This is a genomic window from Embleya sp. NPDC059213 (genome assembly GCF_042754445.1).
In the GTDB taxonomy this organism is placed as follows: Bacteria; Actinomycetota; Actinomycetes; order Streptomycetales; family Streptomycetaceae; genus Embleya.
In genome coordinates this window covers 112,364-129,994 of the sequence record NZ_JBHZAV010000007.1, presented here as the reverse complement: position 1 = coordinate 129,994, position 17,631 = coordinate 112,364, and the positions used below count along the sequence as shown (strand labels likewise).

Sequence of the window (17,631 nt, the reverse complement as noted above, 5' to 3'; positions counted from 1 at the left end):
GCCACGGAGCAGGGCCGCCCTTCGCGCGCCGCCCGCCTACCGCGGAACCGAAGCCGCCCCCGCCGGGAGGAAGCGCTTGCCCACGGTTTTCTCGCTGACCCCCGCGCGGTCCAGGTACGGGGTGATGCCGCCCAGGTGGAAGGGCCAGCCGGCGCCGGCGATCATGCACAGGTCGATGTCCTGCGGGGCGGCGACGACGCCCTCGTCGAGCATGCGGTTGATCTCGTCGGCCAAGGCGGCCAACGCGCGGTCGCGGACCTGCTCCTCCGTGGAGGGGGAGTCGCCCACCTCCAGCAGCGCGACGACCTCCGGGTCGACCTCCTGGGCGCCCGAGGCCCAGGTCAGGAAGGAGCGTTTGCCGGCCTTGACCACGCGCTCCAGGTTGGCCGAGACGCCGAAGCGGTCCGGGAAGGCCGTGTGCAGGGTCTCGCCGACGTGCGCGGCGATCGCCGGGCCGACGAGTTCGAGCAGGACCATCGGGGACATCGGCAGGCCCAGCGGGGCCAGCGCGTTGTCGGCGACCTCGATCGGAGTGCCCTCGTCCACCGCCGCCAGCACCTCGCCGAGGAAGCGGGTGAGCACGCGGTTGACCACGAACGCCGGGGCGTCCTTGACCAGGACCGAGGTCTTCTTGAGCTGCTTGGAGACGGCGAAGGCGGTGGCGAGCGCACCGTCGTCGGTCTGCTCGGCGCGGACGATCTCCAGGAGCGGCAGGATCGCGACCGGGTTGAAGAAGTGGAAGCCCACCACCCGCTCGGGGTGCGCCAGTTTGGAGGCCATCTCGGTGATCGACAACGACGAGGTGTTGGTGGCCAGGATGCAGGTCGGCGAGACCACGGCCTCGACCTCGGCGAACACCTGCTGCTTGACCGACATCTCCTCGAACACGGCCTCGATCACGAAGTCGGCGTCCGCGAACGCGTCCTTGGTCAGCGAGCCGGTCACCAGCGCCTTGAGCCGGTTCGCGGCGTCCGCCGAGATGCGCTTCTTGAGCAGGAGCTTGTCGACCTCGGCGTGCACGTAGCCGACGCCCTTGTCCACGCGCTCCTGGTCGATGTCGGTCAGCACGATCGGCACCCGCAGGCGACGCGCGAACAGCAGCGCGAGTTGTGAGGCCATCAGTCCGGCGCCGACCACGCCGACTTTGGTGACCGGGCGGGCGAGCTTGCGATCCGGCGCGCCGGCCGGGCGCTTGGCGCGCTTTTGGATCAGGTTGAACGAGTACAGTCCCGCGCGCAGTTCGTCGCCCATGATCAGGTCGGCGAGCGCGTCGTCCTCGGCGTCGAAGCCGGCCTGCAGCGAGGCCACGTCGCCCAATCGTGCGGAGCGCGCCGCGTCGATGATCTCCAGCGCGCGATACGGCGCGGGGGAGGCCCCGTGCACCTTCGAGTCGGCGATCGCCCGACCGCGCTCGATCGCCGCGTCCCAGCCGGCGCCGCGATCGATCTCCGGGCGCTCGACCACGATCTCGCCGGAGACGACCTTGCCCGCCCACACCAGCGATTGGGCCAGGAAGTCGGCCGACTCCACCAGCGCGTCCGCGATCCCGAGCTTGAATGCCTTGGGACCGTTGAGCTGCCGGTTCTGGTTCAGCGCGTTCTCGATGATCACGGTGACCGCGTTGTCCGGACCGATCAGATTCGGCAGCAACACGCAGCCGCCCCAACCGGGGACCAGACCCAGGAAACACTCGGGCAGCGAGAAGGCCGGCACCGCGGTGGAGATGGTGCGGTACGTGCAGGCCAGGCCGATCTCGACGCCGCCGCCCATCGCCGCGCCGTTGTAGAACGCGAACGTGGGCACCGGCAGCGCGGTCAGCCGCTTGAACGTGTCGTGGCCGGCCTTGCCGATGGCGTGCGCGTGCTCGCGCAGGACGACCTTCTCCACGCCCTTGAGGTCGGCGCCGACGGCGAAGATGAACGGCTTGCCGGTCACCCCCGCCGCGACGATGTCGCCCGCCGCGGCCAGCGCCTCGACCTTGTCGATCGCGGCGTTCAGCTCGCCCAGACCGGCCGGGCCGAACGTGTTCGGCTTGGTGTGGTCGAAGCCGTTGTCGATGGTGATCAGCGCGAACCTGCCCGCGCCGCCCGGGAGATCGAGCACGCGTACGGGGAAGTGCGAGACCAGTTCGTCGGGAAAGACCTCGGCGGCCAGTCGGCTCAGGTCGCTCACTTGTCGTTCCCCTCGGAGTTCGTCGCGGCGTTCGTCGCGGAGTTCGCGGTGTCCGCGTCGGCCCCGGTCCAGTTCGGGTTCTCCCAGATGACGGTCCCGCCCATGCCCAGCCCGATGCACATCGAGGTCAGGCCGTAGCGGACCTCGGGGTGCTCCTCGAACTGGCGCGCGAGCTGGGTCATCAGGCGCACGCCGGAGGAGGCGAGCGGGTGACCGAAGGCGATCGCGCCGCCGTACTTGTTCACACGCGGGTCGTCGTCGGCGATCTTGTAGTGGTCCAGGAAGGACAACACCTGGACCGCGAACGCCTCGTTCAGCTCGAACAGGCCGATGTCCTCGATGGTGAGGCCGGCGCGCTCCAGGGCCTTCTCGGTGGCCGGAACCGGGCCGATGCCCATCACCTCGGGCTCCACGCCGGCGAAGGCGAACTGCACGAGGCGCATCTTGATCGGCAGACCCAGCTCGCGCGCGGCGTCCTCGGAGGCGAGCAGACACGCGGTCGCGCCGTCGTTGAGGCCCGCCGCGTTGCCGGCGGTGACCCGGCCGTGCGGCCGGAACGGGGTCTTGAGCGCACCGAGGCCCTCGAGCGTGGTGCCCGGGCGCATCGGCTCGTCGACGGTGGACAGGCCCCAGCCCTGCTCGACCGAGCGGACCGCGACCGGCACCAGGTCGGGCTGGATCCGGTTGTCGGCGTACGCCTTGGCGGCCTTGTCCTGGCTGCCGAGGGCGAACCGGTCGGCGCGCTCCTTGGTCAGCTCCGGGAAGCGGTCGTGGATGTTCTCCGCGGTGTTGCCCATGACCAGCGCGGACGGGTCCACGAGCTGCTCGGAGATGATCCGCGGGTTCGGGTCGGCACCCTCGCCCATGGGGTGGCGGCCCATGTGCTCGACACCGCCGGCGACCACGACGTCGTAGGCGCCGAAGGCGATGCCGCCGGCGGCCGTGGTGACCGCGGTCATCGCGCCCGCGCACATGCGGTCGATCGAATAGCCGGGCACCTCGCGCGGCAGTCCCGCGAGCAGCGCCGCGGTACGGCCGATGGTCAGGCCCTGGTCGCCGATCTGCGTGGTGGCCGCGATGGCGACCTCGTCCACGCGAGCCGGCGGCAGCGACGGGTTGCGGCGCATCAGCTCACGGATACACGCGATGACGAGGTCGTCGGCTCGCGTCTCGTGGTAGATGCCCTTGGGGCCGGCCTTGCCGAAGGGGGTACGGACGCCGTCTACGAAGACGACGTCCCGGACGTTACGAGGCACGAGCGCACACTCCTCCTGCGATGGGTACGAGCCCCATGCTACTCATGAGTAACCAATGGTCCTAGCCCTCGACCCCACTCCGGCCGCGCCCCGTCCGCCGGACCGCCGTCCGCAGGGATCCGGAACGGCCCGGCGACCGGTGGATTTCCAGTCAAAGCGCCCCGGGGCGCCCCCGAAACGCCTCCCGAACGCATTCGGGCGCGCGAACGAGCCGAGGAAGTCGACGGTTTCGGCCGCGGTCGCCGGGATCCTCGACGCCGGACCGCCCGAGCCGCGCGCGCCCGCTCGGATCCGCCCGCAAGCGAGGCCGCAGCACGAGGGCGGAGCTCCGACGGGCTGTCGCGGTGGGCCGCGCCGAGGTGATCGCGAGGCTCCGGATTGTGCCGACTCGGCACGACTTTACGCATATACCGGGCTCGCCATGCTTTGCCGCGCCGGCGGGTCTCGGGTCGGACGTGATGTGATCCACGTTCGACGAGGGGGGCCTTTACTTCGGCTTGACTGTGTGGGGGCATTCGGCTGACAAAATAAGCCAAGCCTAGGCTTGGTTAGCCTTGCCTAATAATTGCCTTTTGTCCCTCTTGTGCATTCCTGCGGGTGCTGGTCCCTGCCGTTCCCCTGCCGGGCCTCGACCCGCCTTCGCTCGTTCTCGTCCCCGGGAGAGTCCATGTCTGTCGTCCGTCGCCGCCCTGCCGTTCGCGTGCTGGGCACCGGACTGTTGCTCGCGTTGCCGCTGGCGCTCACCGCGTGCAGCAGCGACGAATCCTCCGGCGACGCCGTCAAGGTGACCGCCAAGGACAAGTCGTGCGACGTCGGCAAGAAGGACTGGCCGGCGGGCAAGAACAGCATCAAGGTGACCAACAAGGGCAGCCAGGTCACCGAGCTGTACGTCTACGCCCAGGGCGACCGGATCGTCACCGAGCGCGAGAACATCGGCCCCGGCACCTCGGCGACGCTGAACTTCGAGATCAAGGCCGGCAGCTACGAGGTCGCCTGCAAGCCCGGGATGAAGGGCGACGGCATCCGGCAGAAGATCACCGTCGCCGGCACCCCGGCCGAGAAGCCGGTCGACCCCCGCCTCGCCCAGGCGGTCGCGCACTACCGCGCCTTCACCACCGAGACGGTCGATCAGATGTTGCCGGTCGCCACCGAGTTCGTGAACGCGGTCAAGGCCGGCGACGTGGCCAAGGCCAAGGACCTCTACCCCAAGTCGCGCCTGGGCTGGGAGACCATCGAGCCGGTCGCGGAGAGCTTCGGCGACCTCGACCCGCAGATGGACGCCCGCGAGGCCGACCTGGAGCCGGGGCAGGAGTGGTCCGGTTGGCACCGGATCGAGAAGGCGCTGTGGACGACCGGACAGATCACCGACGTGGAGAAGGGCTACGCCGACCGCCTGTTGGCCGACCTCAAGACGCTCCAGTCGAAGGTGGGCACGGCCGAGATCACCCCGACCTCGATCGCCAACGGCGCCAAGGAACTCCTCGACGAGGTGGCCACCGGCAAGGTCACCGGTGAGGAAGAGGCGTTCAGCCACACCGACCTGTGGGACTTCGTGGGCAACGTGGACGGCGCGAAGAAGGCGTTCGACCTGCTGAAGCCGTACGTGGCGGAGAAGGACGCGGCGCTGGCCGGCACCCTGGACGGCGAGTTCGCCAAGATCCAGGGCCTGTTGAACAAGTACAAGCAGGGCGAGGGCTACGTGTCCTACGACACCGTCGACGAGGCCAAGCGCAAGGAACTCTCGGACGCCGTCAACGCGCTCGGCGAGCCGTTGTCCAAGCTGGCCGGCGTCGTCGCCTAGTCATGTCCCACGTCGCAACGGGCGAACGCCCGGCCGCAGCGCGGGGCCGGGCGTGGCACGCCGCCGACCACATCGCACGGGCAACCGCACGTCCATAGGGAGGGCCTCATGACCGAGATCGAACACGACACCGAGACGGTCGAGCCGTCGGGCGACGGTTTCAGTCGGCGGGCCCTGCTGGGCTGGACCGGCGGCGCGCTCGTGGTCGGCGCCGCCGCGGCCGGCGGGGTGGCCACCGCGGTCACCGGGAGCGAGGACAAGTCGTCCGTGCCGACCCCGGGCGCGGTCGACTTCCACGGCGTCAACCAGGCCGGCATCGCCACGCCGGTGCAGGACCGGCTGCACTTCTGCGTCTTCGACGTGATCACCGACGACCGCGCCAAGCTGGTCCGCATGCTTCGACAGTGGACCGCCGCGGCGGCCGCGATGACCGCGGGCAAGGCGATCGGGACCGGCGCGGACAGCGGCGTCCCGCAGTCGCCGCCGGACGACACCGGCGAGGCCGTCGGCCTGCCGCCGAACAACCTCACGCTCACCGTCGGGTTCGGCCCCACGCTGTTCACCAAGGACGGCCGGGACCGGTTCCAGATCGCCGCGAAGAAGCCCGAGGCGCTCGCCGAACTGCCCCTGTTCCCGGGCGACAAGCTCGACCCGCAGCGCTCCGGCGGCGACATCGCGGTCCAGGCCTGCTCGGACGATCCGCAGGTCGCGGTGCACGCGATCCGCAACCTCGCCCGGATCGGCTTCGGCGTGGTGTCGGTGCGCTGGTCCCAGCTCGGCTTCGGCAAGACCTCCTCGACCACGCCCGAGGCGATGACGCCGCGCAACCTGTTCGGATTCAAGGACGGCACGCGCAACATCGCCGGCACCGAGGCCGACCGACTGCGCGATCACGTGTGGGTACCGGCCGGCGAGGGCCCGCAGTGGATGACCGGCGGGTCGTACCTGGTCGCCCGCCGAATCCGGATGCACATCGAGACCTGGGACCGGACCTCGCTACAGGAGCAGCAGGACGTCATCGGCCGGTCCAAGGGCGTCGGCGCGCCGCACGGCGCCACCGGCGAGCACGACGTGGTCCCGCTCAAGGCGTTGCCGGAGAACTCGCACGTGCGCCTGTCCCACCCCGACTCCAACAACGGGGTGACCATCCTGCGCCGGGGTTACTCGTTCGTGGACGGGTCGGACGGGCTCGGCCGGCTGGAGGCGGGCCTGTTCTTCCTGGCCTACCAGCGCGACCCGCGCAAGGGCTTCATCCCGCTCCAGCAACAGTTGGCGGCGAACGACACGATGAACGAATACATCCAGCACGTGGGTTCGGCGCTGTTCGCCTGCCCCGGCGGGGTGCACGGCGCGGACGACTACTGGGGCAAGGCGCTGTTCGCCTGAGTGCCGGTGGGCGCCGCCCACCCCGATGCGTGAAGGGCCCGATCCGCACCTCGGATCGGGCCCTTCACGCATGTGCGCCGGGGTGTGCTCAGGCGGTGGCGGTGGTTTCCTGCGGGGTCGGTGTCCGGGTCTTGGTGCCGCCCTTGGGGAGCAGGAGGAACAGGGCCATGACGGGGACGAGGTAGAGGAGCCAGACGGTGGCCTGCAGGACGGTGGGGTCGGGTTGGAAGTTGAGGATGCCCTTGAGGAGGGTGCCGTACCAGCTGTCGGCGGGGATGGTGTCGCTGATGTCGAAGGCGCGGTCGGTCAGGCCGGGGAGGTGGTCGGCCTCCTGGAGGTCGTGGACGCCGTAGGCGAGGACGCCGGCGGCGACGACGACGAGGCCGGCGCCGGTCCACAGGAAGAATTTGGCGAGGTTGATGCGGACGGCGCCGGCGTAGAAGAGGTAGCCGAGGACGACGGCGGTGGCCAGGCCGAGGGCGACGCCGATCATGGGTTCGGTGTTCTCGCCGGTGGAGCGGGCGGTGCCCCAGACGATGACGGCGGTCTCCAGTCCTTCGCGGCCCACGGACAGGAACGCGGTGAGGACGAGTGCGCCGGTGCCCATGGACAGGGCGTGGTCGAGTCGGCCCTGGAGCTCGGTCCTGAGGGCGTGCGAGGTGCGTCGCATCCAGAAGATCATCCAGGTGACCAGCAGGACGGCGACGATCGACAGGGAGCCGCCGAAGAGTTCCTGTTGCCTGAACGTCATCTCGGCGGAGGTCAGTTCGAGGGTCGCCTCCAGGGCGACGCTCAGCGCCACCGCGGCGGCCACCCCCAGCCACACGGCCGGCAACGCGTCCCGGCGCTCGCTCTTGACGAGATAGGCGATCAGGATGCTGACCACCAGGGCCGCCTCCAGGCCCTCGCGCAGGCCAATCAGATAGTTGGCAAACACAAGCCACCCCACCGCTCGAACAAATACCGAAAAATTAGGCGAGGCTAACCAAACCATCCGGGGGATCCGGCGTCAATGTGGACAAAGCAAAGCTCGGGTAACGGCGTGCCGCGCCGAATCGCGAATCGCCCGTCGCGGCGCACCGGACGCAACGCGCCCGGTGCGCGGTGCCCGGGTCAGGCGCCGGTGCCGTTGGCGGCGTGTGCGGCCAGCCGCAGGAACGCGCCGGAGAGCGCGGGCGCGGTCAGCGTGATCTGCCACGAACGTGCGCCGAAGGCGCGCAGCACGTCGCCGATCGCGTCGGCGGTGGGCGCCGAGGGTGGTGCCCAGGCGAGCCGGCGCACGTAGTCCGGCGCGAGCAGGTTCTCGGTGGGCAGCGTGTGCTCGTCCGCGATGGCCGCCACGGCCGTCTTGGCCGCGGTCAGACGCTCCGCGGCGGCCGGGTCCTTGTCCGTCCACGCGCGCGCCGGCGGCGGGCCCTCGTGCGGCAGCGTGGACATCGGCAGCTCCACCTCGGGCAGCGCCCGGGCCTGCTCGATCGCGGCCAGCCACACGCCGGCCTGGCGTCGGCTGTCCCGACCGGTGAAGCCGGGCAGCGCGAGCAGGGCGGCCACCGACGCGGGCCCGGCGAGCGCGGCCTCGACGATCGCGCTGTCCGGGATCACCCGGCCCGGCGAGACGTCCTTCTGGCGGGCGATGCCGTCCCTGGCCAGCCACAACGAGCGCACGATCGCCAACTGCCGACGGCGCCGCACCCGGTGCAGCCCGGACGTGCGCCGCCACGGGTCCACCCGGGGGGCGGCCGGCGGCGCGGCGGCGATCGCGGCGAACTCCTGCAGGGCCCAGTCGAGCTTGCCCTGCTCGGTCAGTACGGCCTCCAGCTCGTCGCGCAGCTCGATCAGCACCTCCACGTCCAGCGCGGCGTAACGCAGCCACGGCTCGGGCAGGGGGCGGGTGGACCAGTCCACCGCCGAGTGCCCCTTCTCCAGGGAGAAGCCGAGCACGGTCTCGACCATCGCGCCCAGCCCCACCCGGGGGAAGGCGGCGAGTCGGCCGGCCAGCTCGGTGTCGAAGATCCGCCGCGGCACCATGCCGACCTCGGCCAGGCACGGCAGGTCCTGGGAGGCGGCGTGCAGGACCCATTCGGCGTCGACGATCGCCGCGCCGAGCCCGGACAGGTCCGGACACGCTGCGGGGTCGACCAGGGCGCTGCCCGCGCCGGCCCGACGCAGTTGGATCAGATAGGCACGTTGTCCGTAGCGATAGCCCGACGCCCGCTCGGCGTCGACGGCGACCGGTCCCGCTCCGGCGGCGAAGGCGGCGATGGTCTCGGCGAGCGCTCGCGGATCCGCCACGACCGGCGGTACGCCCTCGCGAGGTGCCAGGAGAGGGACCGGCGCCGGGGGGACCGGCGCCGGAAGTTCGGATGAGGTTTCGAAGGAGGCGTCGGTCACCCCACCAAAATAACCCGCCCGTCCACCCGATCGGGCAGGTCCCCGCCAAGGTGGGCGCGCCACGGGCGGTGTACGGCGGTCGGAAACCGTACAAAATCCACCGGCACGGAATATCCGGGACATGCCGGGGCGCCGGATTCGGCCGGCGACATCGGGTTCGGGCGCCCTCGTGCGCGCGAGGCGGGTGCAGGTCGCGCGGCGAGCCGAACCGGCTCGACCGACCCGGGGCCGAGCGCGCCCGGGCCCCGACAGGCCGAATCCCGGCGGGTGGGTCCACCCGCCGGGATTCGGCTCTACCTGATGAGGTGTCCTGATGCTCTGCCGACCTGCGTCAGCTGATGATGCCCGCCCGCAACGCGAGGGCGACCATGCCGGCACGGTCGCCCGTGCCCATCTTGCGGGCGATGCGGGCGAGATGGCTCTTGACCGTCAACGCCGACAGGCCCATCGCCTGGCCGATCGCCTTGTTGGACCGGCCCTCCGCGACGAGGCGCAGGACCTCGATCTCGCGCGCCGAAAGCTCCCGGACGCCGGAGCCGGGCTCCGTCCCGCGCTGTTCCGACGGACGCATGCGGTTTGCCTGGGGCATCCCGTGGTGCATTCCCGCTTGCCGTGCGTGTCCAGGGTTCAGTCCCGCTCGCGCGCCGGTCACGACATAGCCCCGAACGCCCGCGGCAAGCGCGGAACGAACGGCACCGATGTCGTCGGCTGCGGAGAGTGCCAAGCCGTTCGGCCAACCGGACGCGCGCATCTCGGTGAGAAGCGTGAGTCCGGAGCCGTCGGGCAGGTGCACGTCGGCGACACAGAGGTCGCGCGGTGTACCGGCACGGGATCGAGCCTCGGCGATGGTCGACGCCCCGACGACGTCGCGCACACCGAGGGCCCACAGGTGGCGGATGACCGCGTCGCGAACCCGGGGGTCCGCGACGACAACCATTGCCGTGGGCTTGGAAGGACGGTAGGCAAGCAGGTTTGCAGGGTGATCGAGAAGTACCGACACCGGGCCTCCTGCGCAGTGATCGCGATTCCCGAAGAAGCGGCCCGACCAGCTACTCCTTCGGGGTGGTCACCCTGTCCTTCGGCACATATGGCGCCGGCCTTTAGAGGAAGATCCAAATCCGTTATGCGACGTTGACCCGGGTGTGTGACCGCGAGGTCTCGCAGTGCCGACCCGGCGTGTCAGGAGCCGGGTCGGGCGGGCCGGCGCGGTATGGCGACCACGCCTTCGCCCGAGACCAGCGGCGGCAAACCCGCGCAGGTGCACATGAGTTCGGTCCACGCCAGCAGGTGGGGCAACAACTCGTCGTCGGTCGGGGTCCAGGACGCCCGGACCTCGATCTCGGTCCGGGCGATCTGCCCGGAGAGTCCGCCGAAACCCTGCGAGGTACTGCGACTGACGGTGCCGCTGGGGGCCCGATAGGCGGCGCCGACCGCGTGCAGGGACTCGGTCAGCCAGGTCCAGCCGACCTCGGGCAGCAGCGGGTCCATCGCCAGCTCGGGTTCGAGTTCGGCCCGCGTCATGGTCACCACGCGAAACGTCCCCTCCCAGGCCTCGTGACCCGCCGGGTCGTGCAGCAGCACGATCCGCCCGCCCGCCAGTTCGTCCTCGTCCTCGCCCAGCGCGACCTCACCCGCGAACGCCGCCGACCAGGGGGCCAGGCCGCGTGGCCGGGACATCTCCTCCAGCACGATCTCCGGGCGCAGGCTCGCGGCCCGCCATCCGGCCAGCGCCTGCCGAAACTCCTCGGGCTCCTCGGATTCGCCGCCTGCTGCCATGCCTGGCAGCCTAGGCCGCGCCGGGGTCGTCAGGCCCGGGCGACGCGCCGGACGGGGGTGCTCGGTCTGGGCCGTCCGGGTGCGTCTGGGACCATGGCGGATGTGACCGAAACGAGCCTTCCGCACGCCACCGTCCGAGACTCGGCCTTCCTGCGGGCCTGCCGACGTGAACCCGTACCGCACACCCCGGTGTGGTTCATGCGCCAGGCGGGTCGTTCGCTGCCCGAATACCGCAAGCTTCGCGAGGGCACCGCGATGCTCGACTCGTGCATGCGGCCGGACCTGGTCACCGAGATCACCCTGCAGCCGGTGCGCCGGCACGGCGTGGACGCGGCGATCTTCTTCAGCGACATCGTGGTCCCGCTCAAGGCGATCGGCATCGACCTGGACATCAAGCCCGGCGTCGGTCCGGTGGTGGCCCACCCGATCCGCTCGCGCGCCGATCTCGCGCAACTGCGCGATCTGACGCCGGAGGACGTCCCCTACATCACCGAGGCGGTCGGTCAGCTCGTCGGCGAACTCGGCGCCACGCCGCTGATCGGGTTCGCCGGGGCGCCGTTCACCCTCGCCAGCTACCTGGTCGAGGGCGGGCCGTCGAAGAACCACGAGCAGACCAAGGCGCTGATGTACGGCGACCCGCAACTGTGGGCCGACCTGGTCGACCGGCTCGCGCAGATCACCTCGGCGTTCCTGAAGGTGCAGATCGAGGCGGGCGCCTCGGCGATCCAACTGTTCGACTCGTGGGCCGGCGCGCTGTCCGCCGCCGACTATCGCGCGTCGGTGCTGCCGGCCAGTACGAAGGTGCTGGCCTCGGTCGAGCACTACGGCGTGCCGCGGATCCACTTCGGGGTGGGCACCGGGGAACTGCTGCACATGTTCGGCGAGGCCGGGGCCGACGTGGTCGGCGTCGACTGGCGCATTCCGCTGGACGCGGCGGCGACCCGGGTCGGGCCGGGCAAGGCGCTCCAGGGCAACCTGGACTCGGCCGTGGTGTTCGCGCCGTGGGAGGCGGTCCGGACCAAGACCGACGAGGTGTTGGCCGCCGGGCGTGCCGCCGAGGGGCACATCTTCAACCTGGGGCACGGCGTACTGCCCAACACCGACCCCGAGGTGCTCACCCGGATCGTGGCGCACGTGCACGAGGTCAGCGCGCGGTAGGGCGGCGGGTGCGGGCGCCGGTGGTTCTGGGGTCGACGCCCGCGCGCTGCTCGGCGGCGTGGACGCGGGTGCCGGGTCGGTGAGCTGCGGGAGCGCTGCCCGAACGGGGCCGACGCGTGGCCGGTTCCGGCCGCCGGGCGGTGCGCGTGAGAGGGTGCGGTGTGGACAGTTCGCCGGTGGTAGACGGTCGTCATGTCGTGGTCGTGGGGGGCGGAATCGCCGGTCTCACGGCTGCCTGGATGTTGCTTCGGGACGGCGATCCGCAGCTCACCGTCACGGTGCTGGAAGGCTCCGCGCGGATCGGTGGCAAGCTGCACGCGGGCACCATCGCGGGCGTCGCGGTCGACGAGGGCGCCGAGTCGATGCTCGCGCGGCGCAGCGAGTCGATCGACCTCGCGCGTGAGGTCGGCCTGGCCGCGGATCTGCAGCCGCCGACCACCGCGAGCGCGTCGTTGTGGACCCGCGGTGCGCTGCGGCCGATGCCGCGCGGCCACGTCATGGGTGTGCCCGGCGACCTGGAAACGCTCGCGTCGAGCGGGGTGTTGTCGGCGGCGGGCCTGGCCCGGATCCCGCTGGACCACGCGCTCGCGCCGCACCGCTACGAGGACGACGTCTCGGTGGGCCGCTATGTCGCCGAGCGGGTCGGCCACGAGGTGGTGGACCGGCTGGTCGAGCCGCTGTTGGGTGGGGTGTACGCGGGCAACGCCTACGACATCTCGCTCGCCGCGGCGGTCCCGCAGTTGTTGCCGATCGCACGCTCCGGCGGGTCGCTGGTCGCGGGTGTGCGCGGGCTGCTGGAGCGTGCCGCCCAGCGGCCGGGCGGCCCCGTGTTCATGGGCATTCGCGGTGGCGTCGGGCGGCTGCCGGTCGCGGTCGCGGGCGCGGTGGTGGCGACCGGGCGCGGCGAGATCAAAACCCGGACCATGGTGCGCGAACTGGAGCGCACGCCGAGCGGCTGGCGGCTGATCACCGGGCCGACGAACGCGCCGGCCGTGCTCGACGCGGACGCGGTGGTGCTCGCGGTGCCGGCGGCGCCCGCGGCGCGGCTGCTGCGGCCGCACTCCACGGTTGCCGCGGTCGAACTGTCCTCGATCGAGTACGCGGGCATGGCGCTGGTCACCCTCGCGTTCCGCCGCGCCGACCTGGCGGCGGTGCCCGCCGGCAGCGGGTTCCTGGTGCCGCCGATCGACGGCCGCCGGATCAAGGCGAGCACGTTCGCGTCGAACAAGTGGGGCTGGCTCGGCGATGCCGACCGCGACACCTTCGTCCTGCGCACCTCGCTCGGGCGGGCCGGCGAGCAGGCGGTGCTGCAGCGCGAGGACGCGGATCTGGTCGCCGACTCGCTCGCCGACCTGCGGGACGCGATCGGGCTGAGCGCCGAGCCGATCGACACGAGGGTCACCCGCTGGGGTGGTGGGCTGCCGCAGTACGCGGTCGGCCATCTGGGCCGGATCGCCTGCGTGCGCGACGCGGTGGAGCGGTTGCCCCGGCTGGCGGTGTGCGGTGCGGCGTACGAGGGCGTGGGCATCCCCGCGTGTGTGGCGAGCGGGACGGCTGCCGCGGCCGACGTCTTGGCGCAGCTCGCCGGGCCGCTTGCCCGCCCCGTGCGCTGACGCCCGGCTCGGGAGAGAGAGAATCGACCCATGACGCAAAGCACCGCGGAGAACACCCCGGAACCGGTCGACGCCGCAGCAGCCGTGATCGACGCCGCTCTCGACGGGGACGTCACCGGGACCGAAGGCGGGCCGGCGCCGACCCGCCCCAAGGCCCGCGACCTCAACCAGGTGATCAGGTACACGATGTGGTCGGTCTTCCGGCTCCGTGAACCGCTGCCCGTGGACCGGGCGGGCATGGCGGGCGAGGTCGAGCAGTTGTTCGAGCAGTTGCTCGACAAGGACGTCGTGGTGCGTGGCACCTACGACGTCTCGGGCCTGCGCGCCGACGCGGACCTGATGATCTGGTGGCACGCCGAGGACTCGGACGCGCTCCAGGAGGCGTACAACCGCTTCCGCCGCACCGACCTGGGGCGGCTGCTGGAGCCGGTGTGGTCGAACATGGCGCTGCATCGCCCGGCGGAGTTCAACAAGAGCCACATCCCGGCCTTCCTGGCCGAGGAGACCCCGCGCGACTTCGTCGCGGTGTATCCCTTCGTGCGCTCGTACGAGTGGTACCTGCTGGAGGACGCCGAGCGTCGTCGGCTGCTCGCCGAGCACGGGAAGATGGCGCGCGGCTTCCCGGACGTGCGGGCGAACACGGTGCCCTCCTTCGCGCTCGGCGACTACGAGTGGATCCTCGCCTTCGAGGCCGACGAGCTGCATCGCATCGTCGACCTGATGCGGCACCTGCGCGGCTCGGAGACCCGCCGGCACGTGCGCGAGGAGGTGCCGTTCTACACCGGTCGCCGGCGTTCGATCGGCGAACTGCTCGCCGGTCTGGTCTGAGTCACCTCCCGCGCGGCGGTCGAGCCGATCGGGCCCGACCGCCGCGCGGCGTCGCAGGCTAGGACGAGCTGCTCGAACACGACGACGAGCTCGAGCACGAGGAACCGCTGGAACAGGACGAGCCGCTCGAGCACGACGAGCCGCTCGAACACGAGGAACCCCCGCCCGCGCCGCACGAGGAGTTCCCGCCGCACGCGGCGTGGTGGCCGTGATGCCCCTGCCAGTCGGGGCCGTGCTGGTGGTGCCCGTGCTGGTGGTGGTGCCCGTGCGAGTGCTGCGAGCCGTATCCGTCGAATGGCGGGCCGCCCATCCACGGGGCGTCGTTCGAGAACCCGCCTCGTCCGTACCCCCGACGGGCGCGCCGGTCCGCCCACTGCCGGATCGGCCTGCGGAGCCGCCTGCGGACCTGCCGGAGGATGATGCTCCACACCGCGACGACCAAGAACACCGCTACAACGGCCCAGACCATGCCGCGCCCACCCCCTGTGTGCGATTGCCTGCCGTGCCTACTGCCCGCGCCCCCACGCGCGGCGTGCCAACCACCCGCGCCATCGCCCCCACCGGGACGGCTCGCGCGTCGTGAACACCTCGGCCAACGCCGCCGGCAGCGCGTCCCGCTCGCACAGGTGCGACGCGAAGGCGTGTACGTCCGCGCGGCTGCCGCCCTCCGCCGGTTTCGGGTGCACCAGTGCCCACGTCATGAACTCGCCCGGCCAGCGCGGCCCCAGCGCGTCGGCCAGTTCGGGCACCGCGCGCAGCGCCGAGTCGCGCCGCTTGGCGGCCAGTGCCCGGGCCTGGGTCCGCACCCGCTCCGGATCGAAGCCGGCCGGCGTGGGTCCACCCGCCACCAGTGCCGCGAGCAGTTCGCCCTGTTGCCGGGCCAGCCGTTCGCGCGCGCTCACGAGCGCACCGCCGGGCGGGTGAGCACCGCGCGGATCGCGGCCAGTTCGGCGGCCAACTCGCCGGCCGGCGGGAAGTCGGTGTCGCGCTCCAGCAGCACCCGCGGCGGCCGGTGCAGCGCGCACAACATCTCCAGCACCTCCAGGACCGGCGCGGTCACCGGGTGCGCGTGTGTGTCGTGCCACAGGCCGTCGCGCTCGACGCCGCCGGCGACGTGCACGTACTCGACCGCCTCCAGCGGCAGTTCGGCCAGTGCGGCGGCCGGGTCCAGGCCGTGGTTGACCCGCTCGGTGTGCAGATTGGCCACGTCGATCAGCAACCGCACGCCGGTGCGCTCGACCAGCTCGGTCAAAAACCGCGCCTCGCTCATCTCGTTGTCGGGCCAGGTCAGCAGGGTCGCCGGGTTCTCCAGCGCGAGCGGGACCGGCAGCGACTCCTGGGCGATCCGTACGTTCTCCACGACCACGTCGAGCGCGTCCCACGTCATCGGCGCGGGCAGCAGGTGGCCGGCCTCCAGACCGCCTGCCCGGACGAACGCGAGGTGCTCGCTGACCAGCGGCGACTCCAGCGCGCCCGCCACCTCGGCCAGTCGGGCCAGTCGGGCCGGATCGGGCCGGTCGGCACCCGCGAGCCCGAGGGCGACGCCGTGCGGAATCACCTCGACGCCCCGTGCGCGCAACACCCGCAACGACTCGGGCAGGTGCTCGACGCAGACGTTCTCGGCGATCACCTCGACGAAATCGACGCCGGCCAGGCGCTCGATCGTCAGGTCGATCTCCGGTCGCCACCCGATTCCCACCGCTGTCCGCATCCGCCAAGCATGACGGGCACCACGCACGGCGAAACAGGCGGACTTCCCTCGGTTGCGCCGCGCCCACCGGGCCCGGACGGCCCCTAGCCGCCGCAGCCGTCCGCCGTGCCGCCGCAGGAGCCCGCTCGGGCGCCCTGGGGGGACGCGCAGGACGTGTTGCCGCACCACGGGGACTGCGGGTCGCGGCTGCCCGGAGCGGGGGCGTTGCGGCGGAAGATCTCCTTGACCACCGGGTCGGGGAAGCGGTCCAGGCCCCACAGCGCGACCGCGCCCACCCCGTCGGCGCCCAGGGCGGCCACCGCCGCCTCGTCGCGGCGCAGCCGGATCAGCCGGCGCATCATCGGCGCGGTGGGCACCACCCGCTCACCGAACACGCCGAGCAGCAGCAGGCCCGCGACACACGCCTGGATGCCGATCACCGCGAGCAACAGACCCACCCACGGCAGCGCGCTCGCGGCTCCGTCGTCGGCGGTCACGAAGCCCGCCACGGCGGTGGCCACACCCAGCGGGATGCTCGCGAACAACGCCCAGCGCGGCAGCCGGCGCGGCTCCGCGTTCGGCCGCGCGACCAGACCGTCCGCGAACAACGTGGCGCCGATCGCCTGGATCTCCGGCGACGCGGCCACCCGCACGCGCAGTTCGCGCAGCGGCAGCCCGCCGTACTCCTCGTCGAGCACGCGCAATGGTGCGTCCGCCACCGCGTCCGGCTCGGGGGCGCGGGCGGCGACCACCTGGCCGTCCCGGCTCACGTGCAACGACCCGGCGCCGAGCAGGCGCAGGATGCACACGTCGGCCGCGCGGGCCGCACCGCCGGACACGAACGCGTACTCGGCCGGGCTCAGTTCGGTCAGGCGTTGCCGATCGGCCCGCTTGCCGCCACGCCGGGCGCACCCGATGGCGACGCCGAGCACGAGCGCCGTCCAGACCGAGTACGCGAGGAGTGGCAGCCACGGATTCATGGTCACCAGGCATAGCGGACGAACACCGCCCGAGTGACCCGATGTGAGCTTTGCCGCACCGGCCCGAAGCAGGTTTGCCGGCCGGGCGATCGACCCTGCGGCTCGATCAGCCCTGCGGGTCGGGTTCCAGGGTCAGCGAGATGGAGTTGATGCAGTAACGCTGGTCGGTGGGCGTCCCGTAGCCCTCACCCTCGAAGACGTGTCCCAGGTGCGAGCCGCAACTCTTGCAGCGCACCTCGACCCGGGTCATGCCCATCGACGAGTCCTCGATGTACTCGACCCGGTCCTCGGCCAGCGGCGCGTAGAAGGACGGCCAGCCGCAGTGGCTGTCGAACTTGGTGTCGGAGCGGAACAGCTCGGTCCGGCATGCCCGACAGCGGTAGACGCCGGTCGTCTTGGTCTCGGTGTACTCGCCCGTCCAGGCGCGCTCGGTGCCGGCTCGGCGCAGCACCCGAAACTCCTCGGGGGACAGCTCGGCCCGCCACTGGTCGTCGGTCTTCTCGATTTCGTAGGCCATGTTCACATCCAACACCGCACGGTGCCGCGACGTTCCCTCGGGGACGTCGCGGCACCGTGCGGT

At 71.7% G+C, this 17,631-nt stretch carries 14 protein-coding genes and 1 pseudogene; 5 read left to right on the top strand and 10 right to left on the bottom strand.

Translation table 11 applies throughout. From position 1 onward, the window contains the following. Window positions 1–36: 36 nt before the first annotated feature. Both ACFXMF_RS05125 and ACFXMF_RS05120 read right to left on the bottom strand, forming a co-directional pair. Entirely contained in the window at window positions 37–2,172 is a 2,136-nt protein-coding gene (locus ACFXMF_RS05125; protein WP_379992406.1) for a 3-hydroxyacyl-CoA dehydrogenase NAD-binding domain-containing protein, read from the bottom strand. After that, window positions 2,169–3,428, bottom strand: a complete 1,260-nt coding sequence (locus ACFXMF_RS05120; RefSeq protein ID WP_360317477.1) for a thiolase family protein — start codon at window positions 3,426–3,428, stop codon at window positions 2,169–2,171. Before ACFXMF_RS05120 ends, ACFXMF_RS05125 begins: the two co-directional genes overlap by 4 nt. Before the next feature lie 667 nt (window positions 3,429–4,095). On the opposite strand from ACFXMF_RS05120, the gene efeO reads away from it, so the two are divergent. Both efeO and efeB read left to right on the top strand, forming a co-directional pair. Continuing rightward, window positions 4,096–5,229, top strand: a complete 1,134-nt coding sequence (gene efeO / locus ACFXMF_RS05115; protein ID WP_360317479.1) for an iron uptake system protein EfeO — start codon at window positions 4,096–4,098, stop codon at window positions 5,227–5,229. A gap of 108 nt (window positions 5,230–5,337) precedes the next feature. Beyond that, window positions 5,338–6,615 (top strand): iron uptake transporter deferrochelatase/peroxidase subunit, encoded by a 1,278-nt coding sequence (gene efeB / locus ACFXMF_RS05110; protein WP_379992403.1) that lies wholly within the window; start codon window positions 5,338–5,340, stop codon window positions 6,613–6,615. Window positions 6,616–6,703: 88 nt separating this feature from the next. On the opposite strand, the gene efeU is transcribed toward efeB, so the two are convergent. The 4 genes from efeU to ACFXMF_RS05090 all read right to left on the bottom strand — a co-directional run bounded on the left by efeU (window position 6,704) and on the right by ACFXMF_RS05090 (window position 10,782). Continuing rightward, complete coding sequence (efeU, locus tag ACFXMF_RS05105) at window positions 6,704–7,552, bottom strand: iron uptake transporter permease EfeU (RefSeq protein ID WP_380020531.1); 849 nt, start codon at window positions 7,550–7,552, stop codon at window positions 6,704–6,706. Between the two features lie 176 nt (window positions 7,553–7,728). Further along, the gene (locus tag ACFXMF_RS05100) at window positions 7,729–9,006 is read right to left on the bottom strand and encodes a ribonuclease D (protein ID WP_360317671.1); all 1,278 of its coding nucleotides are present in this window, start codon (window positions 9,004–9,006) and stop codon (window positions 7,729–7,731) included. A 331-nt stretch (window positions 9,007–9,337) separates the two neighbouring features. Further along, a complete protein-coding gene (locus ACFXMF_RS05095) occupies window positions 9,338–10,006 on the bottom strand; it encodes a response regulator transcription factor (RefSeq protein ID WP_078974877.1) in 669 nt (222 codons plus the stop codon). Window positions 10,007–10,185: 179 nt separating this feature from the next. Next, window positions 10,186–10,782 carry a DUF3000 domain-containing protein gene (locus ACFXMF_RS05090; protein WP_360317673.1) on the bottom strand — a complete coding sequence of 199 codons (597 nt, stop codon included), beginning with the start codon at window positions 10,780–10,782 and terminating at the stop codon, window positions 10,186–10,188. 93 nt (window positions 10,783–10,875) lie between these two features. On the opposite strand from ACFXMF_RS05090, the gene hemE reads away from it, so the two are divergent. The 3 genes from hemE to hemQ all read left to right on the top strand — a co-directional run bounded on the left by hemE (window position 10,876) and on the right by hemQ (window position 14,381). Beyond that, window positions 10,876–11,940 carry a uroporphyrinogen decarboxylase gene (hemE, locus tag ACFXMF_RS05085; protein ID WP_360317675.1) on the top strand — a complete coding sequence of 355 codons (1,065 nt, stop codon included), beginning with the start codon at window positions 10,876–10,878 and terminating at the stop codon, window positions 11,938–11,940. Window positions 11,941–12,116: 176 nt separating this feature from the next. Further along, window positions 12,117–13,553, top strand: coding sequence for a protoporphyrinogen oxidase (gene hemG, locus ACFXMF_RS05080; protein WP_380020528.1), 1,437 nt, complete (start codon window positions 12,117–12,119; stop codon window positions 13,551–13,553). Window positions 13,554–13,583: 30 nt separating this feature from the next. Next, entirely contained in the window at window positions 13,584–14,381 is a 798-nt protein-coding gene (gene hemQ, locus ACFXMF_RS05075) for a hydrogen peroxide-dependent heme synthase (protein ID WP_379992588.1), read from the top strand. Here hemQ and ACFXMF_RS05070 read toward each other — a convergent pair. The 4 genes and pseudogenes from ACFXMF_RS05070 to msrB all read right to left on the bottom strand — a co-directional run bounded on the left by ACFXMF_RS05070 (window position 14,330) and on the right by msrB (window position 17,568). Next, entirely contained in the window at window positions 14,330–14,533 is a 204-nt protein-coding gene (locus ACFXMF_RS05070; protein WP_380020526.1) for a hypothetical protein, read from the bottom strand. The two genes, hemQ and ACFXMF_RS05070, sit on opposite strands and share 52 nt — an antisense overlap. A 354-nt stretch (window positions 14,534–14,887) precedes the next feature. Further along, window positions 14,888–16,092: pseudogene (locus tag ACFXMF_RS05065) on the bottom strand (DUF692 domain-containing protein). Between the two features lie 83 nt (window positions 16,093–16,175). After that, window positions 16,176–17,051 (bottom strand): TIGR04222 domain-containing membrane protein, encoded by an 876-nt coding sequence (locus ACFXMF_RS05060; protein WP_360317806.1) that lies wholly within the window; start codon window positions 17,049–17,051, stop codon window positions 16,176–16,178. Window positions 17,052–17,157: 106 nt separating this feature from the next. Further along, window positions 17,158–17,568, bottom strand: a complete 411-nt coding sequence (gene msrB / locus ACFXMF_RS05055) for a peptide-methionine (R)-S-oxide reductase MsrB (protein ID WP_020549426.1) — start codon at window positions 17,566–17,568, stop codon at window positions 17,158–17,160. Between the last annotated feature and the right edge of the window lie 63 nt (window positions 17,569–17,631).